The 26,544-nt window shown below is 66.2% G+C and carries 24 protein-coding genes; 15 read left to right on the top strand and 9 right to left on the bottom strand.

Features of this window, described 5'->3' with window-relative positions; genetic code table 11:
• Window positions 1–6: 6 nt before the first annotated feature.
• Complete coding sequence (locus JQ617_RS28280; RefSeq protein WP_212029183.1) at window positions 7–897, top strand: aldose 1-epimerase family protein; 891 nt, start codon at window positions 7–9, stop codon at window positions 895–897.
• A 1-nt stretch (window position 898) separates the two neighbouring features.
• Here JQ617_RS28280 and JQ617_RS28275 read toward each other — a convergent pair whose 3' ends face one another.
• Window positions 899–1,747: an MBL fold metallo-hydrolase gene (locus tag JQ617_RS28275; protein WP_212029182.1), complete on the bottom strand. Its 849-nt coding sequence runs from the start codon at window positions 1,745–1,747 to the stop codon at window positions 899–901.
• Window positions 1,748–2,245: 498 nt separating this feature from the next.
• Between JQ617_RS28275 and JQ617_RS28270 the strand changes: the two genes are divergently transcribed.
• A complete protein-coding gene (locus JQ617_RS28270; protein WP_063692211.1) occupies window positions 2,246–3,061 on the top strand; it encodes a response regulator transcription factor in 816 nt (271 codons plus the stop codon).
• A gap of 5 nt (window positions 3,062–3,066) precedes the next feature.
• On the opposite strand, the gene JQ617_RS28265 is transcribed toward JQ617_RS28270, so the two are convergent.
• Window positions 3,067–4,200, bottom strand: coding sequence for an alpha/beta hydrolase family protein (locus JQ617_RS28265; RefSeq protein WP_212029181.1), 1,134 nt, complete (start codon window positions 4,198–4,200; stop codon window positions 3,067–3,069).
• A gap of 328 nt (window positions 4,201–4,528) precedes the next feature.
• On the opposite strand from JQ617_RS28265, the gene pgm reads away from it, so the two are divergent.
• From pgm to JQ617_RS28245, 4 genes are all read left to right on the top strand, one after another.
• Window positions 4,529–6,175 (top strand): phosphoglucomutase (alpha-D-glucose-1,6-bisphosphate-dependent), encoded by a 1,647-nt coding sequence (pgm, locus tag JQ617_RS28260; RefSeq protein ID WP_212029180.1) that lies wholly within the window; start codon window positions 4,529–4,531, stop codon window positions 6,173–6,175.
• Window positions 6,176–6,388: 213 nt separating this feature from the next.
• A complete protein-coding gene (locus JQ617_RS28255; protein WP_212029179.1) occupies window positions 6,389–7,438 on the top strand; it encodes an aromatic ring-hydroxylating dioxygenase subunit alpha in 1,050 nt (349 codons plus the stop codon).
• Window positions 7,439–7,443: 5 nt separating this feature from the next.
• Entirely contained in the window at window positions 7,444–8,205 is a 762-nt protein-coding gene (locus JQ617_RS28250) for a GntR family transcriptional regulator (protein ID WP_063692208.1), read from the top strand.
• Between the two features lie 10 nt (window positions 8,206–8,215).
• The gene (locus tag JQ617_RS28245) at window positions 8,216–9,196 is read left to right on the top strand and encodes a PDR/VanB family oxidoreductase (protein WP_212029178.1); all 981 of its coding nucleotides are present in this window, start codon (window positions 8,216–8,218) and stop codon (window positions 9,194–9,196) included.
• Window positions 9,197–9,214: 18 nt separating this feature from the next.
• Here JQ617_RS28245 and JQ617_RS28240 read toward each other — a convergent pair whose 3' ends face one another.
• From JQ617_RS28240 to JQ617_RS28230, 3 genes are all read right to left on the bottom strand, one after another.
• A complete protein-coding gene (locus tag JQ617_RS28240; protein WP_249157639.1) occupies window positions 9,215–9,988 on the bottom strand; it encodes a cupin domain-containing protein in 774 nt (257 codons plus the stop codon).
• Window positions 9,989–10,082: 94 nt separating this feature from the next.
• Window positions 10,083–12,044 carry a putative bifunctional diguanylate cyclase/phosphodiesterase gene (locus tag JQ617_RS28235; RefSeq protein ID WP_212029177.1) on the bottom strand — a complete coding sequence of 654 codons (1,962 nt, stop codon included), beginning with the start codon at window positions 12,042–12,044 and terminating at the stop codon, window positions 10,083–10,085.
• 279 nt (window positions 12,045–12,323) lie between these two features.
• Complete coding sequence (locus tag JQ617_RS28230) at window positions 12,324–13,817, bottom strand: FAD-dependent oxidoreductase (RefSeq protein ID WP_212029176.1); 1,494 nt, start codon at window positions 13,815–13,817, stop codon at window positions 12,324–12,326.
• Between the two features lie 50 nt (window positions 13,818–13,867).
• On the opposite strand from JQ617_RS28230, the gene JQ617_RS28225 reads away from it, so the two are divergent.
• On the top strand, window positions 13,868–14,347 hold the full coding sequence (locus JQ617_RS28225; protein WP_212029175.1) for a MarR family winged helix-turn-helix transcriptional regulator: 480 nt from the start codon (window positions 13,868–13,870) through the stop codon (window positions 14,345–14,347).
• A 24-nt stretch (window positions 14,348–14,371) separates the two neighbouring features.
• Here the strand turns inward: JQ617_RS28225 and JQ617_RS28220 are convergent, their stop codons facing one another.
• Complete coding sequence (locus tag JQ617_RS28220) at window positions 14,372–14,737, bottom strand: nuclear transport factor 2 family protein (RefSeq protein ID WP_212029174.1); 366 nt, start codon at window positions 14,735–14,737, stop codon at window positions 14,372–14,374.
• 350 nt (window positions 14,738–15,087) lie between these two features.
• Between JQ617_RS28220 and JQ617_RS28215 the strand changes: the two genes are divergently transcribed.
• The 3 genes from JQ617_RS28215 to hemC are packed head-to-tail and all read left to right on the top strand — an operon-like array spanning window position 15,088 to window position 18,347.
• On the top strand, window positions 15,088–15,678 hold the full coding sequence (locus tag JQ617_RS28215; RefSeq protein ID WP_212029173.1) for a TetR/AcrR family transcriptional regulator: 591 nt from the start codon (window positions 15,088–15,090) through the stop codon (window positions 15,676–15,678).
• 50 nt (window positions 15,679–15,728) lie between these two features.
• Window positions 15,729–17,354 carry a GMC family oxidoreductase gene (locus JQ617_RS28210; protein WP_212029172.1) on the top strand — a complete coding sequence of 542 codons (1,626 nt, stop codon included), beginning with the start codon at window positions 15,729–15,731 and terminating at the stop codon, window positions 17,352–17,354.
• Window positions 17,355–17,366: 12 nt separating this feature from the next.
• Window positions 17,367–18,347, top strand: a complete 981-nt coding sequence (hemC, locus tag JQ617_RS28205) for a hydroxymethylbilane synthase (RefSeq protein ID WP_212029171.1) — start codon at window positions 17,367–17,369, stop codon at window positions 18,345–18,347.
• A 172-nt stretch (window positions 18,348–18,519) separates the two neighbouring features.
• On the opposite strand, the gene hemE is transcribed toward hemC, so the two are convergent.
• Window positions 18,520–19,554: a uroporphyrinogen decarboxylase gene (gene hemE, locus JQ617_RS28200; protein ID WP_212029170.1), complete on the bottom strand. Its 1,035-nt coding sequence runs from the start codon at window positions 19,552–19,554 to the stop codon at window positions 18,520–18,522.
• A gap of 106 nt (window positions 19,555–19,660) precedes the next feature.
• Here hemE and JQ617_RS28195 point away from each other — a divergent pair, with 106 nt between their 5' ends.
• Window positions 19,661–19,876, top strand: coding sequence for a hypothetical protein (locus JQ617_RS28195; protein ID WP_212029169.1), 216 nt, complete (start codon window positions 19,661–19,663; stop codon window positions 19,874–19,876).
• Between the two features lie 176 nt (window positions 19,877–20,052).
• The gene (locus tag JQ617_RS28190; protein ID WP_212029168.1) at window positions 20,053–21,954 is read left to right on the top strand and encodes a sensor domain-containing diguanylate cyclase; all 1,902 of its coding nucleotides are present in this window, start codon (window positions 20,053–20,055) and stop codon (window positions 21,952–21,954) included.
• Window positions 21,955–21,960: 6 nt separating this feature from the next.
• Here JQ617_RS28190 and JQ617_RS28185 read toward each other — a convergent pair whose 3' ends face one another.
• Both JQ617_RS28185 and trhO read right to left on the bottom strand, forming a co-directional pair.
• Window positions 21,961–22,167: a SlyX family protein gene (locus tag JQ617_RS28185; protein ID WP_249157638.1), complete on the bottom strand. Its 207-nt coding sequence runs from the start codon at window positions 22,165–22,167 to the stop codon at window positions 21,961–21,963.
• 1 nt (window position 22,168) lies between these two features.
• Window positions 22,169–22,936, bottom strand: a complete 768-nt coding sequence (trhO, locus tag JQ617_RS28180) for an oxygen-dependent tRNA uridine(34) hydroxylase TrhO (protein ID WP_212029166.1) — start codon at window positions 22,934–22,936, stop codon at window positions 22,169–22,171.
• 208 nt (window positions 22,937–23,144) lie between these two features.
• Between trhO and ggt the strand changes: the two genes are divergently transcribed.
• From ggt to JQ617_RS28165, 3 genes are all read left to right on the top strand, one after another.
• The gene (gene ggt, locus JQ617_RS28175) at window positions 23,145–24,731 is read left to right on the top strand and encodes a gamma-glutamyltransferase (protein ID WP_212029165.1); all 1,587 of its coding nucleotides are present in this window, start codon (window positions 23,145–23,147) and stop codon (window positions 24,729–24,731) included.
• 228 nt (window positions 24,732–24,959) lie between these two features.
• On the top strand, window positions 24,960–25,523 hold the full coding sequence (locus JQ617_RS28170; protein ID WP_249157637.1) for a (2Fe-2S)-binding protein: 564 nt from the start codon (window positions 24,960–24,962) through the stop codon (window positions 25,521–25,523).
• Between the two features lie 4 nt (window positions 25,524–25,527).
• The gene (locus JQ617_RS28165; protein WP_212029163.1) at window positions 25,528–26,544 is read left to right on the top strand and encodes an FAD binding domain-containing protein; all 1,017 of its coding nucleotides are present in this window, start codon (window positions 25,528–25,530) and stop codon (window positions 26,542–26,544) included.

The following is a 26,544-nucleotide window of genomic DNA, read 5'->3' as shown; positions in this document are numbered from 1 at the left end:
ATGACCATGACCGACGACACGCACACGATCCGCAGCGGTGGCCTCTCTGCGACCGTCAAGGCGCAGGGCGCCGAAATGTGCTCGCTGAGGAGCGACGCCGGGATAGAATTCGTCTGGCAGGCCGCGCCGGCCTGGCCGCGCCATGCACCGCTGCTGTTTCCGATCGTCGGACGTCTCGCCAACGACGAATTGCGGCACCGGGGCAAGACGTATCGCATGACGCAGCACGGCTTCGCGCGCGACAGCCGCTTTCGCTGGGCGGAGCGCGGCGAAAGCCGCTGCGTGCTCGTGCTCGAAGACAACGAGACGACGCGGGCGCTCTATCCGTTCGCGTTCCGCCTGACGGCCGTCTACACGATCGACGAGACCGGTCTCGATCTCTCGCTCACGGTCGCGAACACCGGCAGCGAGACGTTGCCGGCGTCGCTCGGCGGTCATCCCGCCTTCAATTGGCCGCTCCAGCCTGGCGCGGCGAAGGAGAGCTATGCGCTGACCTTCGCGAACGCGGAGTCCTCTCCCGTTCGCCGTCTCGACGGCGGCCTGCTGCGGGCAGCGCCTGAGCCTAGCCCGGTCCAGGGCGCGGCACTTGCCTTGTCCGACTCCCTGTTCGTCGATGATGCGATCATCTTCGACCGGATCGAGAGCCATTCAGTGCGCTACGCGGCCGGGCAGGGCGCAGCCGCCGGTCCCTCGCTGAAAATGTCATGGCAGGGTTTTCGCGAGCTCGGCGTCTGGTCGAAACCGTCGGGCGCGCCGTTCCTCTGCATCGAGCCCTGGCGTGGCCATGCCAGCCCGGCCGGCTTCGACGGCGAGTTCAGCGACAAGCCCGGCCTGATGCATATCGCGCCCGGTGCCGAAGAGCGGTTGTCGTTCCGGATCGAGGTCGCATCGTCCTGAGTTAGACTTCGATCCGCGTCAGATCCTCGCCGAGCACGACCGGACCGGAATAATCCCGCCGGACATCGGCGAGCAGCGCCTCCAGCATGGCATCGTCGGTGCGCGGACGATGATGGGTCAGCGCGAGCTTCTTCACGCCGGCCTTGGCGGCGACCTTGCCGACGGTGTCGCCACAGGCGATCGTGTATTTCGCCAGCCGGCGCAGATGCTCGTTGTTGATCTCGGGCGTTGCGAGAAAGCAGACCTGGACGAGCAGATCGGCGCCTTCGGCCAGCCGCTCGAGGCCGGGGCAGGGGACCGTGTCGCCGGAGATTGCGATGACCTTCCCCTCCGCCTCGAAGCGATAGCCGAGACACATCCAGCGCGCCAGAAACGCCGGCGACATGTCGAGCCCGTCGCCATGCGAGACGAGCTCGGCGCTGATCTTCCAGCGGCCGGTGTCGAGAACGGGACCGGGAATGATGTCGGTTGCGACGACCGGCTTCCATCCGCCGAAGGTCGGCTCGCCCTGATCCCGCCAGGCAATGTCCTTGTCGTAGACCTGCGTGACCAGCGTGTTGACCAGCCGTTCGGTGTCCGGCGGTCCGTAGATGCGCAGCTCGTCCTTGCGTCCATGCATCCAGGAATTGAGCATCACGTCGTAGAGGTCGCCGATGTGGTCGAAATGGTGATGGGTGAGAAAGACCGTGTTGATGGCGCCGAGCGGCACGCCGGCCTTGGTGAGCTGCACCATGACGCCGCGGCCTGCGTCGAACAGGATGTTCTCATCACCGAGCCTGATCAGCGTGGTCGTCGCCATGCGGCGTGGGTCGGGGCGCGGACCGCCGGTGCCGAGCAATATGACTTCCATGGCGCTCACTCCAGCGCGCAGATGTTTTGAGTGCACAGAGTAAAGTCGAAGGCGGCGGCGAGGCAAGCGGATGTAGAACTTGCGTAGCGCGCTGGCTTTCGCGCGTCGCGTCCATGCCAGGCGACATCGTCGTGGCCCTGACGATGTCGAACAGGTCAGCATTTCAACCGCATAAGAGCCGAGGTCGACGCGATGGTTGTTCGCGCGCCCGCATTGCCGAAGGTGGCTCGTCATCACGCCCGGCGAGCCCGCGGCATATCGTCGTTTCCAGGAATCCGAAAATTTTGATAACCAGAGGTTGCATAAAATGACGGATGTGCGGGGTGGGCGGCATGAAACCGCTCTCGCGGCGCTTTGCGAGGCGCGCCTGCATGATGATGCGCCGGATGAGAAATGTGGGGCAATTCATACTTAATGCGGCAATACCGTGAACAATATTGTTCGGGCTGCACAACACGCCTAATATTCGGCAGGCAATTTCGGGGGCTCGAACCAGCTGTGAATGTACGTTCACAAGACAATGCGTTGCGCGACAGCGTGACTTTTCACACCGGGTCGCCCGCACACAGGACATCCAACATCGTGGCTGATGCTTCACGTCAGGACGTGCGCCCGGCGGGCCGCGAGCGGCTGATCGTTGTCGAAGACGATCCGGTGACGCGGACCATGCTGGTCGGCTATTTCAGTGAGAACAACTTCGACGTCGTCGGCGCCGGCTCCTGCGCAGAGTGCCGCCAGGCGCTGCGCTCGCGCACCGATCTCGTCTTCCTCGACGTGCAGCTGCCCGACGGCGACGGCTTCGAGCTTGCCAAGGAAATCCAGGCGACCAACAACGCGGGCATCATCTTCGTGACCCGCCGCGACACCGATGTGGACCGCATTCTCGGCCTCGAGATCGCCGGCGACCACTACGTCACCAAGCCGATCAATCTGCGCGATCTGCTCGCGCGCGCACGCAGCGTGCTGCGCCGGCGCTCGATCGATCGCAAGGCGGCGCGCAACCACAATTCGATCGCCTTCGGCGACTGGATCATCGACCTGACGCGGCGCGAGCTGCTCGGCGCCGATGGCAAGCCGGTGGCGCTGACGCGCGCCGAATTCGACCTGCTGGCGGCGCTGGTCGGCGCCGACGGCCGGCCGCTGAGCCGCGACTATCTGATCGAGGTCGTCAGCAACCGCCAGGCCGAGGTCGACATCCGCACCGTCGATGCGCTGGTGGCGCGGCTGCGGCGCAAGCTCGTCGGCAGCGGCACGCCCGTGATCGCGACCGTCACCGGCGTCGGCTACAAGCTCGCACTCAGCGAGCGCCTCTAAGCGTCTTATCGCGCGCGGGCGCTCTGGTCCGCCGCGGGCTTCCGCGCAGGTCCGGCCAGCCGGTCGTCGACCGCATAGAGCGTGCAGGTCGCCGACCATTTCATGCAGGCATTGAGGGAATCGCGCTGGGCGTCTTCGGCGGTCGTATGCCCCGAACGCCAGCCGTAGCCGCCGTTCGGAGACACCGCAAACGCCTTGTGCGGCATCATGCTGGCGAGATAGCGCGCGAACTCGGCGCGCGCGGCCTCGTTGAGCTGGCTCGGCGGCGGCAGCGGATCGGGCGGACTCAAGATGTCGTGGTTCAGCCCGCGCTCGCGCAGGAAAGCGTCGAGATAGGGCGTCCATTGCGGACGCGCGACGACCGAATAGAGATAGTGGCCGTCGTCGCCATAGGGCGGCGCGGCGATGAACTTCGCGTTACCGCCGCCCTTGCGAAACCCGTCATAGAGCCGGCGCGCAAGATCGGGACCGAAGAAGGAATCGTTGGCTGCATAGACCCACAGCATCGGCACGCGCGAGGTCTTGCCGAAGGTGGCGAAGGCCTGCACCAGTCCATCCTCGTTGCAGACGTCGTCGTCGTCGCGCGAGCCGCGGCCGCCGGCGAAGCTGATCGCGGCGACGAGACCCGGCGGCGCCTGCGCCGTCAGCGCGACGGTGGCGAGCCCGCCGGCGGAATGGCCGGCCGCGATCATGCCTGATGTCGTGACGTCGCTTCGCCCTGCCATCGCGTCGATCGCGGCACGCAGATCAGCGACCGCAACCGCCGCTGCCGGCAGATAAGCCGCATTGGCGCAGCCGCCGACGCTGTCGACGCGGCCGCCGGGCGAGGTGCCGTAGCCGCGCCGCATCACGATCAGCGCGGCGAAGCCGCGCCGGGCATATTCGAGCGCAAGGCCGTAATATTTGTGGGCCGACATTCCCGCGCGGTCGTCGAACTTGCGCGGCGAGCCGTGGCTGAGCAGCGCCAGCGGATAACGCTTCGTCCCCGCCGGACGCACCAGGAACGCCTCCAGCCCCTGCGGCCCCGCCTCCGTCATCGGAATGCGCAGATCCTCGGTGTAGAACTCCGCGGCCATTGCAGGCGCACCGGCCATGACGAGACCGGCGATCAGCAGAAGCAGTTTTCGCTGAAGGATCATGCGACGATTCGACGGGGCCTCGATGGGAGCAAGCATAGCATGAACCAGCGGATGCGCAGGCCGCGCGCTCCAATTCATCCCCGTCACCCTGAGGTGGCCGCTTCTTCAGCGGCCCTCGAAGGGCGGCGGCCCGGCTGCATCCCGGCCGTCCATCCTTCGAGGCTCCCGGCGCGATGCGTGGCATCGCGCCACTCGCACCTCAGGATGACGGTACTTCGGTCGTCGTCACACCCAAGGAACGCCTTCCCCCTCGCGCGTGTTGTGCATTTGGCGGGGGCCCTGCCGATGCTATGGTGTCCCGCACTCACGACAGACGAGGATCTTTCCAGTGGCTGATGTTCATCCCGCGGCGGGCAAGCAGGTCTCGCCGGACGCGCTCACCAACATTCCACGGCTGGTGACGGCCTATTTCGCGGGCAAGCCCGACGTGGCGGACCCCGCGCAGCGGGTGGCGTTCGGCACCTCCGGCCACCGCGGCACCTCGTTCAAGAACACCTTCAACGAGGGCCACATCCTCGCGACCACGCAGGCGATCTGTGATTACCGCAAGGAAAAGGGGCTGACCGGCCCGCTCTTCATCGGCATCGACACCCATGCGCTGGCCGAGCCCGCGCTGGCGAGCGCCGTCGAGGTGTTCGCCGCCAACGGCGTCGAGGTCATGATCGACAAGGACGGCGGCTATACGCCGACGCCCGTGATCTCGCACGCGATCCTCACCTACAACAAGGGGCGCACGTCTGGCCTGGCTGATGGCGTCGTCATCACGCCGTCGCACAATCCGCCCGAGGACGGCGGCTACAAATACAATCCGCCGCATGGCGGCCCGGCCGACACCGACGTGACCGGAATCGTCGAGAAACGCGCCAACGCCTATCTCGCCGACGGCCTCAAGGGCGTGAACCGCATCGACTACGCCAGAGCGCGCAAGGCCGCGAACGTTCACCCCTACGACTTCATCACGCCCTACGTCGCCGATCTCGGCAACGTCGTCGATCTCGATCTCATCAAATCCGCCGGCATCAATATCGGCATCGATCCGCTCGGCGGCGCCGCCGTGCACTACTGGCATCCGATCATCGAGCGCTATGGCCTGAAGGCCACCGTCGTGAACGAGGCGATCGATCCGACCTTCCGCTTCATGACCGTGGACTGGGACGGCAAGATCCGCATGGACTGCTCCTCGCCCTATGCGATGGCCAGCCTGATCGGCATGCGCGACCGCTTCGACGTTGCCTTCGCCAACGACACCGACGCCGACCGCCACGGCGTCGTCACCCGCACCGGCGGCCTGATGAATCCCAATCATTATCTGGCGACCGCGATCTCCTATCTGTTCGCGCACCGGCCGAACTGGGGCAAGGATGCCGCGATCGGCAAGACCGTGGTGTCGAGTTCGATCATCGACCGCGTCGCCAAGAAGCTCGGCCGCAAGCTGGTGGAGACGCCGGTCGGCTTCAAATGGTTCGTGGATGGCCTCGTCGGCGGCAGCTTCGGTTTCGGCGGCGAGGAGAGTGCAGGGGCCTCGTTCCTGCGCCGCGACGGCACGGTATGGACCACCGACAAGGACGGCGTCATCCTCGGCCTGCTCGCCGCGGAGATCATGGCGAAGACCGGCCGCGATCCCAGCCAGTTGTTCAACGACCTCACCGCCGAGCTCGGCGTGCCGCACTATGCGCGCATCGACGTCGCGGCAACCGGGCCGCAGAAGAACATCCTGAAATCCGTCACGCCCGAGCAACTCGGCCTGAAGGATCTCGCCGGCGATCCGGTTCGCTCGACGCTGAGCAAGGCGCCCGGCAACGGCCAGCCGTTCGGCGGCATCAAGGTCGAGACCGATTTCGGCTGGTTCGCCGCGCGGCCTTCCGGGACGGAGGATGTGTACAAGATCTATGCGGAAAGCTTTCGCAGCACCGAGCACCTGAAGCGGATTCAGGAAGAGGCGCAGGCGGGGCTGAAGAAAGTGTTCGAGGCGTAAAGCGCCGAGGCGCTCTCTCTTATCCTCTCCCTCCGGAGGGGCTGCCGCATCCTCCGCCGTCATCACCCGCCTTCGCGGGGAATGACTGGTTGTTTACATATGTATACATCACATCAGAAATAGGTAATTAGATACGCAAAATTCGGCCTTGAACGATTCTATCCCTCCGCTATTGTATACATAACGCATACATAAGCCGCGGGAGTGAGACCGATGACCAAGCCCTTCCCCATGAACGCCTGGTACGCCGCCGCCTGGGACGCGGACGTGAAGCCGGCGCTGCTGCCGCGCACGATCTGCGGCAAGCACATCGTGATGTATCGCAAGGCCGACGGCTCGGTGGCCGCGCTGGAAGACGCCTGCTGGCATCGCCTGGTGCCGCTGTCGAAGGGCCGGCTCGAGGGCGACACCGTCGTCTGCGGCTATCACGGTCTGAAGTACAACGCGCAGGGCCGCTGCACCTTCATGCCCTCGCAGGAGACCATCAATCCGTCGGCCTGCGTGCGCGCCTATCCCGTGGTCGAGCGCCATCGCTACATCTGGCTCTGGATGGGCGATCCCGCGCTGGCCGATCCCGCGCTGGTGCCCGACATGCACTGGAATCACGATCCGGCCTGGGCCGGCGACGGCAAGACCATTCACGTCAATTGCGACTACCGTCTCGTGCTCGACAATCTCATGGACCTCACCCACGAGACGTTCGTGCACGGCTCCTCCATCGGCAACGAAGCGGTCGCCGAAGCGCCGTTCGACGTCACCCATGGCGAGAAGACCGTGACGGTGACGCGCTGGATGCGCGGCATCGAGGCGCCGCCGTTCTGGGCGAAACAACTCGGCAAGTCCGGCCTCGTCGACCGCTGGCAGATCATCCGCTTCGAGGCGCCGTGCACCATCGCGATCGACGTCGGCGTCGCGCCGACGGGCACCGGCGCGCCGGAAGGCGACCGCTCGCAAGGCGTCAACGGCTTCGTGCTCAACACCATCACGCCGGAGACCGAGAAGACCTGCCATTACTTCTGGGCCTTCGTCCGCAACTACCAGATCGGCGAGCAGCGCATCACCACTGAGATCCGCGATGGCGTCTCCGGCATCTTCCACGAGGACGAACTGATCCTCGAGGCGCAGCAGCGCGCGATGGACGAGAATCCCGATCGCGTGTTCTACAATCTCAACATCGACGCCGGCGCGATGTGGTCGCGCAAGCTGATCGACAAGATGGTAGCGAAGGAAAACCCGCCTCCGCGCCTCCAGGCCGCGGAGTAGGGCAGGTGAAAGCAGCGCCCGAGCGCGAGGTCGACCGCTCCGTCTCGCAGACCGTGAAGGCGCAGCTCGCGCTGCGCGACCAGATCCTGGCAGGCTCCTTGCGTCCCGGCGAGCGCATCTCCGAGCTGCAGGCGGTGGAGACCACAGGCGCCTCGCGCACCCCGGTGCGCATGGCGCTGGTGCGGCTGGAGGAGGAGGGCCTGCTGGAAGCCATCCCCTCCGGCGGCTTCATGGTGAAGGCGTTCTCCGAACGCGACATCTCCGATTCCATCGAAGTGCGCGGTACGCTGGAGGGCCTCGCCGCGCGCTTTGCCGCGGAGCGCGGCGTCTCCGCGCGTGAGCTCGAGCCGCTGAAGGAATGCTCGGCCGCGATCGACGAGCTGCTGCGTCAGGTGCCGATCTCGGTCGATGCCTTCTCGTCCTACGTCACGCTGAATGCGCGCTTCCATGCCGTGCTCACGGAATTGTCGCGCAGCGCGCCGCTGATCCGGCAGATCGACCGCGCCTCGGCGCTGCCGTTTGCCTCCCCGAGCGGCTTCGTGATGGCGCAGTCGGCGCTGCCGGAAGCGCAGCAGATCCTGATCATCGGGCAGGAGCATCACCGGGTCGTCATCGACGCCATCGAGAATCGTGAAGGCGCCCGCGCCGAAGCCATCATGCGCGAGCATGCGCGGCTTGCGGTGCGCAATTTGCGGCTCGCGCTGCGCAACCGCACCCATCTCGACCTCTTGCCGGCGCTCGCGCTGATCAAGACCGCAACCGACTGAGGGCATCGCCATGCGCTTCATCGAAACCTGGACCCCGGCGACGCTGGTCTCGACGCGCGACCTTGCGCCCGGCATCCGCGAATTCCTGATCCGGCCCGATCAGTTCGACGGCGCCGCCTATCCGGTCGGCAGCCACATCAATGTCAGCGTGACCATCGACGGAATGCCGGAAACGCGGTCCTATTCGCTGGTCGGCGAGGCCTCGCCGCACGGCCTCCGCATCGCCGTGCGCCGCGCCGAGGATTCCCGCGGCGGCTCGCGCTACATGTGGCAGCTCAGTCCCGGCGCGCGGCTCGACATCACGCAGCCCGCCTCGCTGCTCGCGGTGGACTGGGCGCGCGAGAACTATTGCCTGATCGCCGGCGGCATCGGCATCACGCCGATCCTCGGCGCCGCGCAGGCGCTGGCGCGGCGCGGAGCCGATGTCACCCTGCATTATGCGATGCGCTCGCGCACCGAGGCGGCCTATCTCGACGATCTCTCGGGGATGCTCGGCGAGCGCCTCGTCGTGCATGCCGGCGACGAAGGCGGGCGCCTCGATCTCGACGCGCTGTTCGCCTCAACGCCGCGGGGCGCGCTGGCGTTGTTCTGCGGCCCGATGCGGATGCTGGATGCCGCGCGCCATGCCTGGGTCGGCGCCGGCCATCCGCTTCCCGATCTCCGCTACGAGACCTTCGGCTCCAGCGGCACGCTGCCGACCGAAACGTTTCGCGTGCGCCTGAAGGGCTCCGATGTCGAGCTCGAGATCCCGCGCGAGCGCTCGATGCTGGATGTGCTCAATGCCAGCGGTCACGAGGTGATGTACGACTGCAAGCGCGGCGAATGCGGCCTCTGCGCCATCGACGTGGTCGCGGTCGACGGCGAGATCGACCACCGCGACGTCTTCTTCAGCGACCACCAGAAGCAGAGCAACGAGAAGATCTGCGCCTGCGTCTCCCGCGCGCGGGGCACCATCACGGTGGACACGCTGCTGCGCGCGGACGCGGTCTGAGCCGAATTCGCTCCGGACTCAGGCGCGCTTGCCGCCGACCGAGATGAACGCCATGAGACAGGGCTCCGGCAGCGGGTTGCGCCAGCGATGGCGCGTGCCGTTCTGCACGACGCAATCGCCCTGACGCAGATGGATCTTCTGCCCGTCGTCCAATTCCAGTGTCATCTCGCCGCGAACGACGACCCCGTAGTCGATGGTGTCCGTCGTGTGCATGCCCGGCGTGCTGCGGTCGAAATGGTCTCCCATGCCAGGGATCTTGTCCGACATTTCGCGAAGCCCGCTCTCGAACGTGACACCCGGCGGCGGCTTCCAGCCTTCCGGGCGCTTCGGCGGGTACGAGATGAGACGAAACATCGTACCTCCGGGACCCGGGAAGGCTTTCGTGCCCTTCAACATCGGGTCCGGCTCACGGCCGGTGAGCTCCGGCACGCCCTCGGTCATGTACAGTTCGTAGAAAGTCAGTCCGGGATTTGCATCGATCTCGACCACCTTCGACGTCACGTCGAAAGACTTGAAGACCGATTTGCCGGTCTCGTCGCGGCCGGTCAGCGCGCGTTTTGGTGCCGGCAGATCACTCGAATCCTTTGCTGCGGCCGGGTGCGACATTCCGCCGAGAGCACCACCGGCCACCAGCGCGGACAGCGCCTGCAGCATGTGCCGCCGATGCCTGTCGTCGAAATGTTCGGCGGACGGCTCGGCCCCGTCCAAATCCCGGGTGTTCTTCTTGTACCGTTGCCACACGCGCCAAAGGAAGCTGCTGATCATGCGGTATCCCCGTTTGCCCGGCGACAACCTGCCTTCAAGCCTTCAATCTAGGCGCGTGGATGTTGCAGCGCCATTCGGCTTTCGTCTGGGGATAGCGGCGTGTCGATGACGGCCAAACGGCCTAAGCCGCGTAGATCGCCCGAAGCTTCCGCGTATTCAGCAGCGCCAGCACGTTATCGGCCGACACCGGCCGGCTGATCAGATAGCCCTGCACCTCGTCGCAGCCGGTCTGCCTGAGATATTCGAGCTGGTCGGCGGTCTCGACGCCTTCGGCGACGACGCCGATGTCGAGGTCGCGCGCCAGCGAGATCACCGACTTCACGATCGCGGCGCAGTCCCGCTGCGCCAGCATGTCGCGGATGAAGGACTGGTCGATCTTGATGCGGCTGAACGGCAGCTTGCGCAGATAGGTGAGCGACGAGAAGCCGGTGCCGAAATCGTCGAGCGCCACGGTGACGCCGAGCTGCAGCAGCGCATTCAGGATCGACGCCGCGGAGCCGTATTTCGACAGCAGCATCGATTCCGTGATCTCGATCTCGAGCCGGCTGGGTGACACCTTCGCATCGGCGAGCGCCTGCACGATGGTCTGCAGGATGGCCGTGTTGTGAAACTGGGCCGCCGAGAAGTTGACGGCGACCCGGATGTCTTCCGGCCAGTCCGCCAGCGTCGCGCAGGCGCGGCGGATGACCCACTCGCCGATCTCGTGGATCAGCCCGGTCTCCTCGGCGATGGCGATGAACTCGCTCGGCGGCACCAGGCCACGCGTGGGATGCTGCCACCGCAGCAACGCCTCGAAGCCAGTGATCCTGTTCTTGCCGAGCTCGAGGAACGGCTGGAACACGAGGAACAGCTCGTTCCGCGCGACGGCGCCCTCGAGGTCGGATTGCAGCGCCTTGCGGTCGCGGGACAGCCTGTCGTCGGCCTGCTCGAAGAAACACACCGAGCCCGGTCCGGCCTTCTTGGCGCGGTAGAGCGCCGCGTCGGCGTTCTTCATGATGTCGAGCGCCGTGTTGCCGTCGCGCGGTGCCAGCACGATGCCGACGCTGGTCGCGCCCGAGATCTGGCGGCCCTCGATCTGGAACGGCTCGGTGAAGGCCGCGACGAAGCGCTCGGCGATCTCGAGCGCATCCTCGGGCCGCGCCAGATTGGCCATCACAAGCGCGAACTCGTCGCCGCCGATGCGCGCGACATGCTCGGCCGCGCGGGTGCAGCGCTGCAGCCGGTTTGCGACCTGCATCAGGAATTCGTCGCCGGCGGGATGGCCGAACTTGTCGTTGACCTCCTTGAAGCGGTCGAGATCGAGCAGCAGCACCGCGAACTCCTCGCCGGAGAGGGCAAGGCGCTTCAAGGCGGCATCGAGCGTCTCGTTGAAGGCGAAGCGGTTGGGCAGTTGCGTCAGCGGGTCCTGCCGCACCGTACGCTCCGCCTCGATCTGCCGCATCACGCGGCGCGCGAAGGTGAAGGAATAGACGAACACAGCGCGGAGCAGCACGGTGCCGTAGACCACGACCAGGATCGCCACCAGCACATAGGCGGGATCGCCGTCGCGGCTGAGGCAGATCGCGATGCCGGCGAAGATCGGCGCGGTGAAGGCGATGGCCGCGATCGGGATGGTGGCGAAGGCCAGCGCACCGCCGGCCAGCATGCCCGAGCAGAGGCAGGTGATCACGAGCTGGCCGCCGGAGGAGGCGTCGGCGAAGAAGGCGACCGGCACGAAGCCCCAGGCGGTGCCGAGGACGAAGGCGTTGCGCACCAGCCGGTGCATCGCGCGACGCGAGACGAATTGCGGCTTGGTGATCCGGCGGGAGGCGTGGGATTGCACGCCGAACGCGATCGCGGCGCCGGCGACGAGCACGGCCCAGATCAGGGCCAGCCTCCAGTCCGGCGAATGCCACAGCGCGATCGCAAGCACCACGGCGTTGCAGGCGTTGGCGAGCATGATGCCGACCGAATAGCCGAGCACCAGCGACATCTGTTCGGCGCGGATGTGGCCGGCCACGGCTTCGTCCGTTCCGGGACCGCCGAACGCCGACAGATCGCCGGCGAACAGCCGCGCGACATAGTTGGTCAGTTGAGTCCGCATGTCAAAGCCTGGCAGCACGGCGGTTGGTCCGGCGCGATCGCGAGAATTCGCCGCAAACCTTTGACGAACTATGAATTATCCCCGTTCACCACGTTCGCCGTGACCACTTCTGCGTGTTCGATCGGGGGTATCGATAACAAATCGATACAAATGCGGCGTCCCGCATTATGGCTGCGGTCGAGCGTCCGCCACTGACTCCTCTCATGCCCCGCCTAGTGCGCAAGCGCGCACAAGGCGGGAGATGACACCGATGTCAGGAAGGCGCGAACAGCGCCTCGATCAGACCAGGCCCTGTTCGTCCAGGAACCGGGTGAGCTTGCCGGTCTGCTGCGGGCCCACGAAGGCGCCGATGTAACCGTCGGGGCGCACCAGCACCCAATCCCCTGACGACACGGCGTAGGCGCTCCGGAAGTGCCCGCTTTCGTCGATGAGCTCTCCGTTCGAACCAATGCAGTGGATATGCAGTCCAGCGCGTGCGGGCACGGCGCCTCGTTCCACCCGATAGCCGAGCAGCGTCCAATGGGAACCCCTGAGCAAGTCGAACAGGCGGATGGGCTGTCCGGCGGCACCGCGCAGCGGCGCATCCGGTGCACGATCTCCCGCGAGCAAGCCTGCCGCGCGCTCCGGCTCTTCCAGCGCCAGCGGCGAGCCGGGATAGCCGATGACGAGTTGCTGCACCTCGCGGCCGCGTCTCATGTCGCCGCGTTTCGCGGCCTCCAGCAGATCCGTGGCAAGGCCGAGCATGCCTGCAGCGACAGGGCGCCGTTCGCTCTCGTAACTGTCGAGCAGAGTTTCCGGCGCGCCGCCGATAACTGCAGCGAGCTTCCAGCCGAGATTGTAGGCGTCCTGCACGCTGGTATTGAGACCTTGTCCGCCAGTCGGAGGGTGGATGTGAGCGGCGTCGCCGATCAGGAATGCGCGGCGATCCCGGTAGCGATCGGCGAGCCTTGCGTTCATCTGATAGGCCGAGGCCCACAGCACGGACTGGACGAGGATATCCTTGCGGCCCGTGCGATCGGCGATCATCGCCGAAAGACCTTCGGCCGATAGATCGATCTCGCCTTCGAGCGGGATCGGTGCCTGCAACTGAAACAGCTCCGTTCCGGCCAGTGGGCACAACGCGATCTGGCGGTCCATCGCGCCGTCGTTGAACCGGTGCCACGCCGTGCGGTCGAGCCCCGTCAGGACAACATCGGCGACGATGGCACGCACGCCGAGCGTCTTGCCTGGGAAGCCGATATCGAGCGCGTGACGTACGAAACTGCGACCGCCGTCAGCGCCGACGAGGTAACGCACCCGTATTGTCTCGGCACCGGCCGCGCTCGAAAGCCGCGCGGTCACGCCGTCCTGGTCCTGCTCGAGGCCGATCAATTCGCAGCCGAATTCCACGCGATGGCCGAGCTCGCGCAGGCGCTCGCGCATCACGCCCTCGGTCAGGAATTGCGGGATCATCAGCGCCATGTGGTAGGGCTCGGCGGGTGTCGGGTCGATGTGCTCTGCCACCGCCGACTCGGTGAAGCTGCCGTCATCGCGGTATTTGCGCTCCGGCGGGTAGGGGCCGCCGGCCGCGACGATACGGTCTAGGATGCCGAGATCCTCGAAAATCTCCTGGGTTCGGGGCTGGATTCCCTTGCCGCGCGAGCCGTGGAACGGGGCGTCTTTCTGCTCGATCAGCCGAAACGAGACGCCCCGCCGGGCGAGATCAATGGCGAGTGTCAGGCCGGCCGCGCCTGCACCCGAGATCAGGACGTCCGCCGTGAATTGCTTTGTCATGGGATCCTCAATATGTGTAATATGCACATATTAAGAGAGGAGTCGGCCGGATGTCAAGAAGCGTGCAAAATACACATATTAAAAAACAGGTGCGATCGCTTCACGAGGCGTTGATCGACATCATCAGCGTGATGAACCGCCGGCAGGGCGACGAGATGATGATCCGCGAGGCGGGGATATCGCTCGATCGCGCGCTGTTTCCGCTGCTCGTCGGCATCGAGCGGCGTGGACCGATCGGCGTCGTCGACCTCGCCGATCGCATGGGGCGGGATTACACCACGGTGAGCCGGCAGGTCGCGAAGCTGGAGAGCCTGGGCCTGGTCAAGCGTCACGCCAGCAAAGCGGACCGCCGCGTCAGCGAAGCCACGATCACGCCGAGCGGCAAGGCCATGACGGATGCGGTCGACAGGGCACGCGAACGGATTGTCGGCGGGATGTTCGCGAGCTGGGACGATCAGGAGATCGAGGATCTCGTGCGCTTGATGCGCAAGCTCGCAGACGCGATGGTCGCGCCGGGCGAGCAGGGCTGAAGTCGGTTACGACAGCGTGGCTTGTCAGCGGCCTAGCTGCTTGGGGTCGTAATAGAACCGTTCTTCGATCAGCTCATCGCCGCGCCAGGTTTGCCAGGCGATCTCGTCCAGCGTTCGGGTGACGCCTTCGGCATTGGTGAAGCTGAAGACCCAGCGCGTGGCGACATGGTCGCCTTCGATCATGCTCGGCCCGATGCGGGCGGCCTTGACCTCCTTGAAGGCGGCCAGCACGCCGCGCTCCTTTGCCGCGAGCTTGTCCCGCCCGATCGTGGGCGCAGCGTTGTTCTCGTCGGTCGCGGCATCTGGCGTGTAGAACTGCTCGATCGCCCCGACGAAGTCGCCATGCTCCAACCGCTTCGCAAACGCTTCGACGATGTCACGGCTGGGCATGGCGCACCTCACAGTTAAAACCGACTGATAGTCGGTAAATACCGACCGGTAGTCGAAAAGTCAACTGGTGGCGTGAGACGAATTCGATTAGAGCATCACGAGATCAGATCGAGGTGCGTCCACGATGGAGGTCTGCTCCCTCTCCCGCTTGCGGGGGAGGGCTGGGGTGGGGGGTCTCCGCAAGGAAGGACCCCCAAGAGGAGAGAGCCCCCACCCGGCGCTTCGCCATAGCCGAGGCGGCGCCTCGGCGTTTCTAAGGGGACGGCCGCCGAAGGCGGCCTATGCCTCCCCCGCAAGCGGGAGAGGTGCAGCGAGCCCGTGGCCGAGCCCCGCGCTTAGACAGGAACGACATGGCAAAGCAGGCAGAGCGGCGGGCGGCGACATCGGAGGCGATCCTGACGGCCGCGCGCCGCCTGTTCGGGACGCAGGGCTTCGCCGCCACCACGATGGACGAGATCGCGGAAGCGGCCTCGGTCGCAAAGGGCGCGGTCTATCATCACTTCAAGACCAAGGAGGCGGTGTTCGAAGCGGTGTTCGATTCCGTCTCGCGCGACCTCGTCGCCGAGATCGATCGCACCGCGCGCGCCGAGAAGGACGTGCTCGCCGCGATGGTTGCCGGCACCCAGCATTATTTTGCCGCGACCGCCAAGGGACCGACCGGCCAGATCATCCTGCGCGATGGTCCCGCCGTGCTCGGCTGGGAGCGCTGGCGCGAGATCGACGCGCAGCATTTCGGCGGCAAGATGCCGCGTGCGTTGTCCGCTGCGATGGAGGCCGGCCTGATCGCCAGGCAGCCGGTCGAGCCGCTGGCGCGGCTGCTGCTCGGCGCGGTGACGGAGGCCGCGGTCGCCTGCGCCGGACGCGCCGATATCGCAAGGGCGGGCGCGGAATATGCCCGTGCGTTCAGGTCGCTGGTCGAGGCGCTGCGCGTCACACCATGATTGTGCTAGTGACGAAGCGGAAACGCCCACAACAAGAAGACGTGTAGCGCATGAACGCAAATTCCTCTCTCGCCTCTGGCGATCCCGAGTTCGACTACATCATCGTCGGTGCAGGCTCCGCCGGCTGCGTGCTTGCGAACAGGCTGTCCGCGAACGGCAAGCACAGCGTGCTCCTGCTCGAGGCCGGCCCGAAGGATTCCAACATCTGGATCCACGTGCCGCTCGGTTACGGCAAGCTGTTCAAGGAGAAGTCCGTCAACTGGATGTACCAGACCGAGCCGGAGCCCGAGCTGAAGGGCCGGCAAGTGTTCCAGCCGCGTGGCAAGACGCTGGGCGGCTCGAGCTCGATCAACGGGCTCCTTTACGTGCGTGGCCAGCACGAGGATTACGATCGCTGGCGCCAGCACGGCAACGCCGGCTGGGGCTATGACGACGTGCTGCCTTACTTCAAGAAAGCGGAGAACCAGACGCGCGGCGCCGACCAATATCACGGCACCGGAGGGCCGCTGCCGGTCTCCAACATGGTCGTGACCGATCCGCTGTCAAAGGCGTTCATGGACGCCGCGGTCGAGACCGGTCTGCCCTACAACCCTGACTTCAACGGCGCCACGCAGGAAGGCGTCGGCCTGTTCCAGACCACGACGCGCAACGGCCGCCGCGCTTCGACGGCCGTGGCCTATCTTGGCCCCGCGAGGGCGCGCGGCAATCTCAAGGTCGAGACCGAGGCACTTGGCCAGCGCGTGCTGTTCGAGGGCCGCCGTGCGGTCGGCGTTGAATATCGCCAGGGCGCGAATGTGCGCCGCGCGCGTGCGCGGAAGGAGGTCGTGCTGTCGAGCGGCGCCTACAACTCGCCGCAACTGCTGCAGCTCTCCGGCGTCGGCCCTGCCGATCTCCTGCGCAAGCACGGCATCGACGTCGTGCTCGATGCGCAAGGCGTCGGCCATGATCTGCAGGACCATATGCAGGTCCGCATCGTGATGCGCTGCTCGCAGAAGATCACGCTGAATGACACCGTCAACAATCCGCTCCGCCGCACGCTCGCCGGCGCGCGCTATGCACTGTTCCGCAAGGGCTGGTTGACGATCGCGGCCGGCACGGCGGGCGCGTTCTTCAAGACCAATCCGCGGCTGGCCTCGCCCGATATCCAGGTCCACTTCCTGCCGTTCTCGACCGACAAGATGGGCGAGAGGCTGCATGATTTTTCCGGCTTCACGGCCTCGGTGTGCCAGCTCCGCCCCGAGAGCCGGGGTTCCCTGCGCATCAAAAGCGCGGACCCCACGGTGCCGCCGGAAATCCGCATCAACTACATGTCCACGGAGACCGACCGCACCACCAACGTCGAAGCCATCAAGATCCTGCGCAAGATCCTGAACGCGCCGGCGCTGAAGCCGTTCGTGATCAGCGAGTACGATCCCGGGGCGAAGGTATCCACGGATGCCGAGATCCTGGATTATTGCCGCGAGCGGGGTAGCACCATCTACCATCCGACCTCGACCTGTCGTATGGGCAACGATGCGCTCGCGGTGGTGGACCAGCGGCTGAAGGTGAGGGGGCTCGAAGGCCTCCGCGTCGTCGACGGTTCGGTCATGCCGGACCTCGTCTCGGGGAACACCAACGCGCCGATCATCATGATCGCGGAGAAGGCGTCCGATATGATATTGCAGGACGCGAATTAGGAGCATTTGGACTTGGCGACGCGATTCAGGATCGGCACACGCAAGAGCGCCATGGCGCTGGCGCAGACGGAAGAAATTGCGCGCCGCCTGACCGCCGCCGTGCCCGGTCTCGACGTCGAGATCGTCAAGTTCGACACCACGGGCGATCTCGATCAGACCAGCAAGCTGCTGCCGCATGGCGGCAAGGGCGGCGCCTTCGTCGCGCAGATCCGCGCCGCCGTGCTGTCGGGCGAATTGCAGGCCGCGATGCATTCGCTGAAGGACATGCCGGGCAACGAGGACACGCCCGGCCTCGTCATCGGCGCAACGCTGTCGCGCGATCCGCCCGGCGACGCGCTGGTTCTGCGCGACGGCGTGACGCTGGAGGCGCTGCGCCAGTCCCGCGGCAAGGGTTTTAAAATCGGCACCAATGCCGTCCGGCGCGCCGCTTATGCGCGGCGCTTGTTTCCGGATGTGGAGGTGATCCATTTCCGCGGCGCGGCCGACACCCGCGTGCGAAAGCTCGACAATGGCGAGATGCAGAAGTTGCCGGACGGCGGCGCGGTGGGCCCGGCCGATGCGCTGATCATGGCGCGCTCGGGCCTCGACCGCGTCGGCCTGTCGAGCCGCATCGCCTACGAATTCACCGCGGCCGAAATGCTGCCCGCGGCAGGGCAGGGCATCGTCGCGGTCGAATGCGCCGCGCAGGACTGGCAGACGCGACAGATCCTGTCATCGATCGACGATGCCGCCGCGCACGCCTCGGCCGATGCCGAGCGCGAGGTGCTGTGGGTGCTCAACGGTCACTGCAATTCACCGGTGGCAGGCTTCTCGACCATCGCCGGCGATCAGATGTCGCTCACCGCGTCCGTGCTCGACCTCTCCGGCAACACCATCATCGAAGCCGCGCGCACGGGCCCGGCCAACCGCCCGCGCGAGCTCGGCCGCGCGGTGGGACTGGACCTGCTGGGCAAGGGTGCAGCCGAGATCATCGAGCGCAGCCGGCCGCGCTAGACTCTCATCGAATTCTTGATCGGGGCGATGGTGGCAATATGCCCCTGTTTTGCCCGACGGGTCAAACCGCGACGCTGCCGGGCACGAAGCCGCGCGGGGCGAAATTCCTCAACGATTTGTACTGTGCATGGGGTTGTTTTCGCACTTTTTGTTTGGGCCTACAAAAAGATCGTCACCCCCGCACCCGCTTGATCATCTGCTCGACATGGGCGATCGGCGTCTCCGGCTGGATGCCGTGGCCGAGATTGAAGATGAACCGCCCTTGCGCGAAGTTCGCCAGCACGGTGTCGACCGCGCGGTCGAGCGCGGCGCCGCCGGTGATCAGCACCAGCGGGTCCAGATTGCCCTGTACAGTGACGCGTGACTGCACGCGCTCGCGGACGAAGGCCGGCTCCGCGGTCCAGTCGATGCTGACGCCGTTGACGCCGGTCGCCTCGACATAACCGGGCAATTGCGCGCCGGCGCCGCGCGGAAAGCCGATGATCTTCGCATCCGGCACTTTCGCACGCACGCCCTCGACGATGCGCCGCGTCGGCTCGACCGACCAGCGCGCGAACTCGGCCGGCGGCAGCACGCCGGCCCAGGTGTCGAAGATCTGCAAGGCGTCGGCGCCGGCAGCGAGCTGCGCCAGCAGGTACGAGATCGAATTGTCGACCAGCACGTCGATGATTTTGGAGAACGCCTCGGGATGCCGGTAGGCCATCATGCGCGCCGGCGCCTGGTCGGGCGTGCCTTGGCCAGCGACCATGTAGGTCGCCACCGTCCACGGCGCGCCGCAGAAGCCGATCAGCGCGGTCCTGGGATCGAGCGCGCCGCGCACGATCTTCAAGGCGTCGAACACCGGTTGAAGCTTGCCGAAGTCGGCACGCGGCGCCAGCGTGCCGACCTTCGCGGGATCGTCCAGCGGATCGAGCCGCGGACCTTCGCCGACCTCGAAGCGCACCGAGCGGCCGAGCGCGTAGGGGATCACCAGGATGTCCGAGAAGATGATCGCCGCATCGAAGCCGAACCTGCGGATCGGCTGCAGCGTGACTTCGGCGGCCAGTTCCGGATTGAAGCAGAGATCGAGGAAGCCGCCGGCTTTGGCGCGCACCTCGCGATATTCCGGCAGATAGCGGCCGGCCTGTCGCATCATCCACATGGGCGGGACGGGCTGGCGCTGGCCGGAGAGCACGTCGATGAAGGGCTTTGTCGCAGACTGGGGCACGAAGGGTCCTGAAGCGGGTTATGGCCCCTGATACACCGCCCCGGCGTCCAGCGGAACAGGGGAACCAGCGCAATCGGGCGGCGTTGACCAGCCAACGGAGGAGATCATGGCTGAGACATTCAATCCCGCCCCGCACGACAAGCACGCCGACGATCTGCGCGACGCGCTCGCCGCCGATCGTCACGCCAAGCTCGATACCGGCCTGAAGGACACTTTCCCGGCATCGGATCCCGTCAGCGCCGCACAGCCGACGCCGTCGAAGGCCGACGCGGAGGCAGATGCCCCCTCGCTCTGGGACAAGGTTAAGGCGATCTTCAGCTAGCGGCGAGGCACGCCCGGATTCCGATAGGTTCGCTAATGTCTTGTTAGCGATGCGCCGATCCCGGCGTCCGTAGGACTACTGGAAAGCGGGGAGTTAGCTACGTATTCCAGTAGTGGTTTCAGGGTTCACTAATAGAAGCGGCAGAGTTTCCGAAACGATCGGAGAAACCCTGCCGCATGAACGTCCTAGCCCAGAGAGCCGGATGGAGCCGCCTGCCGCTGCGCGCGGCGGCGTTCGTCGTGCTTACATGCGCGACCATCCTCGGCGTCAGCGGCTGGCGCGAATGGGCTGCGCGCGATGCGGTGCTCAAGGGCGCCGAGACCGAGATGGCGAACGTCGCGCGCTCGCTGACGCAGCATGCCGAGGACAGCCTCGATCTGCTCGATTCCGGCGTCGTCGGCGTCGTCAGCCGTCTGGAGATGGACGGTACCGAACCCGCCACGATCGCAAAGCTCCGCAACCTCCTGGAGGTGCGCAAGAAGGCGATGGAGCGCGTGCACAGCTTCGCCATCATCGACGACCACGGCAACTGGCTGACTTCACCCGGCACGATCGGCGCGACGTTCAGCGACGACGCGTTCTTTCGGCACCACCAGCTCTCGCCGAAGCGCGAACCCCATTTCGGACGCCCCGTGAAGAGCCTCATCGACGGCGAATGGGTCGTTACCCTGTCGCGCCGCTTCAACAAGCCGGACGGCAGCTTCGGTGGCGTGGTGCTCGCGACCATCAGCTCGAAATATCTTTCGCATTTCTACGAGCAGTTCGAGATCGGCCGCAACAGCTCGGTTGCGCTGACGCATGGCGACGGCCTCATCATCGCGCGCAATCCCAGCAACGAGAAATATGTCGGCCGCAGCGTTGCCGACGCACCGCTGTTCCGCGACGCGAGCCTGCAACGGCCGAGCGGCGCCTATCATTTCAAGTCGCCGCTGGACGGAGCCGAACGCGTCAGCTTCTTCAAGCGCTCCGGCCGCTATCCGCTCGTCCTGCTCGCCACCGTCGACAGGGAGGAATTGCTGGCGCCGTGGCGCGCCGCCGCGATCTCGCGGATGCTCTACGTCCTGGCGCTGGTCATGTTGATCGCGATCATCGGCGCCGTGCTGGTGCGGCAGTTGCAGCGCGGCCAGCACATGGCGGCCGCCCTGATCGAGAAGGAGGCGCATTTCCGCCTGCTCGCCGAAGGCTCCAGCGACATGGTGACCCGGATCGGGCTCGACGAGCGGCTGCGCTACGTCTCGCCCTCGTCGATCCGCGTCGTCGGCTGGCGCGCCAATCAGCTGATCGGAACGCCCGCGCTTGCCGGCATTCACGCCGACGACCTGCCGCAGGTCCAGGCCCTCGTCGACGCCATGAAGCGCGGCGAGAAGGAGGAGGCGCGTGTCACCTACCGCAACTCGCACCGGCAGAACGGCGAGGTCTGGCTGGAATCGACCATGCGGGTGACGCGCAAGGACAACGGCCGCGTCGACGGCGTGGTCGCGATCTCGCGCGACATCACCGAGCAGAAGAAGCTGGAGACCAAGCTCGAGACGCTTGCGATCGAGGACAGCCTCACCGGGCTCGCCAACCGCCGCCGCTTCGACGAACGGCTGAACGAGGAATGGGCGCGCGCCTATCGCGACCGCTCCACGCTCGCGCTGCTGATGATCGACGTCGATCGCTTCAAGGCCTACAACGACGAATACGGCCATCCCGCTGGCGATGCCTGCCTGCGCGTGGTGGCGCAGGTGATGGCGGCCGAGGTGCAGCGGCCCGGCGACCTGGCCGCGCGCTATGGCGGCGAGGAGTTCGCCATGCTGTTGCCGAACACCGATGCTGCAGGCTGCGCCCGCATCGGCGAGCGGATCCGCAAGGCCATCCGTGCGGCTGGCCTCGTCCACACCACCAATTCTGCGTCGGGTTACGTCACCGCGTCGCTCGGCGGCGCGACCTGCCGGCCGGCGTTCGAGCGCACCGCCGGCGTCGGCACGCTCGTCGAGGCTGCCGATCAGGCGCTCTATGCGGCAAAGGAAGCCGGCCGCAACCGCCTGATGATGTCGATCGAGGTGACGCACCTGCCGAAGGCGGTCGGCGAGTAACCCCGCTCAATAATGCGGCGGGCGCTCGTTGGCGGGGCCCGGCGCATTCGCCTCGGCTTGCTGCAGGCGCTCGCCGAGCTCCGAGACCTTTCGCGTCAGCGCGTCGATCTGCTTCCACTGCGCGGTGATGGTCTGGTTCAGCGTCTCGATCGTATCGTCCTGATAGGCGATGCGCATCTCCAGCGCGTCGATGCGCTCGCTCAGGACTTTCATGTCATTCGTCACCGTGGTGCCCCTTGTCCCGTTCGCGCAAGCCGATTTCCTGCAGGCCGTGGCCGAGCGCGACGCGCTCGTCGAACACGAAGCATTCGCCGCGCCAGCGGCTCTGCGCCTCCGGCACCACTTCCAGATATTTCAGGATGCCGCCCTTGAGGTGATAGACCTCGGCAAAGCCGCGCGCGAGCAGGTGTGCGCTCGCCTTCTCGCAGCGGATGCCGCCGGTGCAGAACATCGCGATCCTCCGGTGCTTGGCCGGATCGAGCTTCTCGGCGGCAAAATCCTTGAACTGGCCGAAGCTCTTGATATCAGGGTCGACCGCGCCCTCGAACGTGCCCATCGCCACCTCGAAGGCGTTGCGGGTGTCGAGCACCAGCGTGTCGGGCGCCGCGATCAGCGCGTTCCATTCGCGCGCATCGACATAGGTGCCGACCTGCCGCGTCGGATCGGCGGCCGTATCGCCGAGCGTGACGATCTCCTTCTTCAGCCGCACCTTGAGCCGGCCGAACGGCATTGCCTCCGCGGTCGAGAACTTCAATTCGAGATTGTCCAGCCGGCCGCCGAACATGTCGCCGTGTGCGAGCTCGCGGGCGAAGGCGTCGATGGCCTCGGCTGCGCCTGCGATCGTGCCGTTGATGCCCTCCTCGGCCAGCAGCACGCTGCCCTTCAGCCCGAGACCGGCGCAGAACACGCGCAGCGGCTCGCGCAGCTCGCGGTAATCGGGAAGGGCGGCGAATTGATAGAAGGCGCAGACCTTGGTGATCATGGCGGCTCATTTAGCAGGCGGGCGCAGCCCGGAAAACCCGCATGGTCCCGGGCCGGAAAAGGTCTATACGCCCAGCGGATGGCAGCCATTTCCCTGGTATGCCAGCATTGCCCCGACCGGGCGGAATGTGTCATGTAGACCGGGTTTTTCCGCGACCGCCCGGCGCGCGCATCCACGGCCAACAAAGCCTAACGAGAGCAAGAATTCGATGAGAAACTTCCATTTCCCCGGCAGGTCCACGGTCCACGCCACCAACGCGATGGTCGCGACCTCGCATCCGCAGGCCTCGCTGGCCGCGATCGAGGTGCTGCGCGAGGGCGGCACGGCGGTGGACGCGGCCGTGGCGGGTTCGGCCCTGCTCGGCGTGATCGAGCCGCAATCGACCGGCATCGGCGGCGACTGTTTCGCGCTGATCCAGCCGCGCGGCGAAGGCAAGATCATCGCCTATAACGGCTCCGGCCGGGCGCCAAAGGCGGCCAATGCCGACTGGTATCTCGAGCGCAAGATCAATTCCGTGCCGCTGACCTCGGCGCATGCGGTCTCGATCCCCGGCGTGATCGACGCCTTCGCGACCGTGCTGCGCGATCACGGCAAGTTCGGCTTCGACCGCCTGCTCCAGCCCGCGATCAAGGCGGCCGAAGAAGGCTATGTCGTCGCCCCCCGCATTGCCTTCGACTGGAAGAACCAGTTCGAGAAGCTGAAGAACGGCACCAACAGCGTGCGCTACCTGCTGCCGGGCGGCAAGCCGCCGGTGGCGGGCGACGTCATCCGTCAGGCCGAGCTCGGCAAGACGCTGCGCGCGATCGCCAAGAACGGCCGCGACGCCTTCTACAAGGGCGAGATCGCGGAGGACATGGTCGAGACGCTGCGCCGCATCGGCGGCCTGCACACGCTCGACGATTTCGCCGCGCACACCACCGAGACCACGACGCCGATCGGCAGCACGTACAAGGGCTACGACGTCTGGCAATGCCCGCCGAACGGTCCGGGCGTCACGGCGCTGCTGATGCTCAACATCCTGTCGCGCTTCGACCTGACCAAGTACGCGCCCGTGAGCGTCGAGCGCTTCCATCTCGAGGCGGAAGCCGCGCGCATCGCCTACATGAACCGCGAGATGCATGTCGCGTCTCCCGAGCACATGAAGATCAACGTCGCCGAGATGCTCGAGAAGGGCTTTGCCGACGAGTACATCAGCAAGATCCGCATGGACGGCATGCTCGACCTGCCGAACGTCGCGCCGCCGATGAATCCCTCGACCATCTACATCACCGTGGTGGACAAGGACCGCAACGTCTGCTCGTTCATTAATTCGGTCGCGCATTCGTTCGGCTCGGCGATCGTCTCCGACAAGACCGGCGTGCTGTTCCAGAACCGCGCCGGCGGCTTCCGGATCCAGCCCGGCCATCCCAACTGCATCGAGGGCGGCAAGCGCCCGCTGCACACGATCATGCCGGGCCTGCTCACCAAGGGCGGACGCTCCGTGATGCCGTTCGCGGTGATGGGCGGCCAGTACCAGCCGACCGGTCAGACTCACGTGATCACCAATATCCTCGACTATGGCTGCGACGTGCAGGAGGCGATCGATATGCCGCGTGGCCTGCACTACGAGGGCCAGTACCAGCTCGAGGACAGTGTTCCCGCCGACATCGTCGAGGGCCTGAAGAAGCTCGGCCACAAGACCACCAGCGTGGTCGCCCCGCTCGGCGGCGCCCAGGCGATCTGGATCGACTGGGACAAGGGCACGCTCACCGGCGGCTCGGACCCGCGCAAGGACGGCTGCGCGCTGGGCTACTGATCTCTGGCTGCGCCGGGCAAAGTTCCTCGCGCGAACATCAGGAAAAGTTGACGAAGGGCGGTGCGGCATTGGCTGCGCCGCCCTTTCCCGTTCGGAACGGAGCTCATGGCCCCAAGTTGGTGGGCGGTGAGCGGTGCAGGCGTGCGCTGCTTTGTTTTGCAGCGGCGGAGGCCGTCCATGTCCGACCATTCAAGTTCCCGACCATCCGGATTCGATCGGCGCTCCTTCATGGCAGGCGCCGCCGGCAGCGCGCTTGTTCCGATGACGGCGCGGGCCGCCTCGCAGGATGCGAGAGCGCCGACCGCGCAGGATCCAGCGCTCCCTGTTGACGTCACGCTGCGGGTGAACGGCAAGGACAAGCGTCTTCAACTCGATGCGCGCACTACGGTGCTCGACGCGCTGCGCGAGCATCTCAAGCTCACCGGGAGCAAGAAGGGCTGCGATCACGGCCAGTGCGGCGCCTGCACGGTGCTGATCGGCGACCGCCGCGTGGTGTCGTGCCTGACGCTCGCGCTTGCTGCCGAAGGGCAGGAGATCACGACCATCGAGGGCCTCGCCACCGACGATCGCCTGCATCCGATGCAGCAGGCCTTCGTCGACAATGATGCGTTCCAATGCGGCTACTGCACGCCGGGCCAGATCATGTCCGCGATCGCCTGCGTGAAGGAGGGCCACGCCAGCAGCGACGCCGACATCCGCGAATACATGAGCGGCAACATCTGCCGCTGCGCCGCTTATCCCAACATCGTCGCTGCGGTGAAGCAGGCCGCGCCCGAGATCATGAAAGGCTAGGCGCATGCGACCCTTTTCGTACCAACGGGCGACGGACCCCGATGCGGCGGTGCAGGCGCTCAGCGCGGCCGCGGTCGCTAGCAACCCGCGGACAAAGGCGGCGGCGCAGCCGCTCGCCGGCGGCACGACGCTGATCGACCTGATGAAGCTGGACGTGATGCGCCCGAGTGCGATCGTGGACATCAATCCGCTTGCGCGCGACTGGTCGGCAATCGAGCCGGGCGGCGACGCCTTGCGGCTCGGTGCGCTGGCAAGGATGTCCGATGTCGCCGCGCATGACGAGATCCAGCGCAGCTATCCGGTCATCGCCGATTCCCTGAAGCTCGCCGCCAGCGCCCAGCTGCGCAACATGGCGACGCTCGGCGGCAACGTGATGCAGCGGACGCGCTGCAGCTATTTTCGCGATGTCTCCTACGAGAACTGCAACAAGCGCAATCCGGGCTCGGGCTGCGCCGCGATGGACGGCGTCAACCGCATGCACGCCGTGCTCGGCATCTCCGACCAGTGCATCGCGACCTATCCCGGCGATTTCGCCCAGGCCCTGATCGCACTGGATGCAACCGTCGAAGTCACCGGGAAGTCCGGTCGCCGGAGCCTGCCGTTCGCACAGCTGCATAAGGCGCCGGGAAACACCCCCGACATCGAGACCTCGCTTCAGCCGGGTGAGTTGATCTCGGCCTTTGCCGTCCCCGGCCGCTGGCCGCGGTCGGTCTATCTCAAGGCGCGGGACCGGCAGTCCTACGAATTCGCCTTGTCGTCGGCTGCGATCGCGCTCGACGTGCAGGATGGCACGATCCGGGATGCGCGGGTCGCGCTTGGCGGCGTCGCCACAATCCCCTGGCGCGCCCGCGAGGCGGAGGCGCTGCTGAAGGGACAGAAGTTTGACGACAGCCTCGCGCAGCGCGCGGCCGACGCCGCCTTTGCAGACGCGCGCGGCCGCCGGCACAACAGCTTCAAGATCGAGCTCGGCAAGCGCGTGATGGCACGCGCGCTCCAGCAGGCCGTAACGATGGAGATCTGA

It is taken from the genome of Bradyrhizobium sp. KB893862 SZCCT0404, from assembly GCF_018130885.1.
GTDB classification, from domain to species: domain Bacteria; phylum Pseudomonadota; class Alphaproteobacteria; order Rhizobiales; family Xanthobacteraceae; genus Bradyrhizobium; species Bradyrhizobium stylosanthis.
Note: the sequence above shows the minus strand (reverse complement) of the source record. Positions and strands in the feature narration are given on the sequence as shown.

Excerpts from the sequence above, each read along its gene's own strand:
- JQ617_RS28265 (WP_212029181.1), bottom strand. The coding sequence starts at position 4,200 with ATGATCCTTCAGCGAAAACTGCTTCTGCTGATCGCCGGTCTCGTCATG.
- JQ617_RS28230 (WP_212029176.1), bottom strand. The coding sequence starts at position 13,817 with ATGACAAAGCAATTCACGGCGGACGTCCTGATCTCGGGTGCAGGCGCG.
- JQ617_RS28220 (WP_212029174.1), bottom strand. The coding sequence starts at position 14,737 with ATGCCCAGCCGTGACATCGTCGAAGCGTTTGCGAAGCGGTTGGAGCAT.
- trhO (WP_212029166.1), bottom strand. The coding sequence starts at position 22,936 with ATGATCACCAAGGTCTGCGCCTTCTATCAATTCGCCGCCCTTCCCGAT.
- JQ617_RS28235 (WP_212029177.1), bottom strand. The coding sequence starts at position 12,044 with ATGCGGACTCAACTGACCAACTATGTCGCGCGGCTGTTCGCCGGCGAT.
- JQ617_RS28255 (WP_212029179.1), top strand. The coding sequence starts at position 6,389 with ATGACCAAGCCCTTCCCCATGAACGCCTGGTACGCCGCCGCCTGGGAC.
- JQ617_RS28165 (WP_212029163.1), top strand. The coding sequence starts at position 25,528 with ATGCGACCCTTTTCGTACCAACGGGCGACGGACCCCGATGCGGCGGTG.
- JQ617_RS28210 (WP_212029172.1), top strand. The coding sequence starts at position 15,729 with ATGAACGCAAATTCCTCTCTCGCCTCTGGCGATCCCGAGTTCGACTAC.
- JQ617_RS28195 (WP_212029169.1), top strand. The coding sequence starts at position 19,661 with ATGGCTGAGACATTCAATCCCGCCCCGCACGACAAGCACGCCGACGAT.
- JQ617_RS28170 (WP_249157637.1), top strand. The coding sequence starts at position 24,960 with ATGGCAGGCGCCGCCGGCAGCGCGCTTGTTCCGATGACGGCGCGGGCC.
- JQ617_RS28185 (WP_249157638.1), bottom strand. The coding sequence starts at position 22,167 with ATGAAAGTCCTGAGCGAGCGCATCGACGCGCTGGAGATGCGCATCGCC.
- JQ617_RS28280 (WP_212029183.1), top strand. The coding sequence starts at position 7 with ATGACCGACGACACGCACACGATCCGCAGCGGTGGCCTCTCTGCGACC.
- JQ617_RS28275 (WP_212029182.1), bottom strand. The coding sequence starts at position 1,747 with ATGGAAGTCATATTGCTCGGCACCGGCGGTCCGCGCCCCGACCCACGC.
- JQ617_RS28215 (WP_212029173.1), top strand. The coding sequence starts at position 15,088 with ATGGCAAAGCAGGCAGAGCGGCGGGCGGCGACATCGGAGGCGATCCTG.
- ggt (WP_212029165.1), top strand. The coding sequence starts at position 23,145 with ATGAGAAACTTCCATTTCCCCGGCAGGTCCACGGTCCACGCCACCAAC.
- JQ617_RS28245 (WP_212029178.1), top strand. The coding sequence starts at position 8,216 with ATGCGCTTCATCGAAACCTGGACCCCGGCGACGCTGGTCTCGACGCGC.
- JQ617_RS28190 (WP_212029168.1), top strand. The coding sequence starts at position 20,053 with ATGAACGTCCTAGCCCAGAGAGCCGGATGGAGCCGCCTGCCGCTGCGC.
- JQ617_RS28225 (WP_212029175.1), top strand. The coding sequence starts at position 13,868 with ATGTCAAGAAGCGTGCAAAATACACATATTAAAAAACAGGTGCGATCG.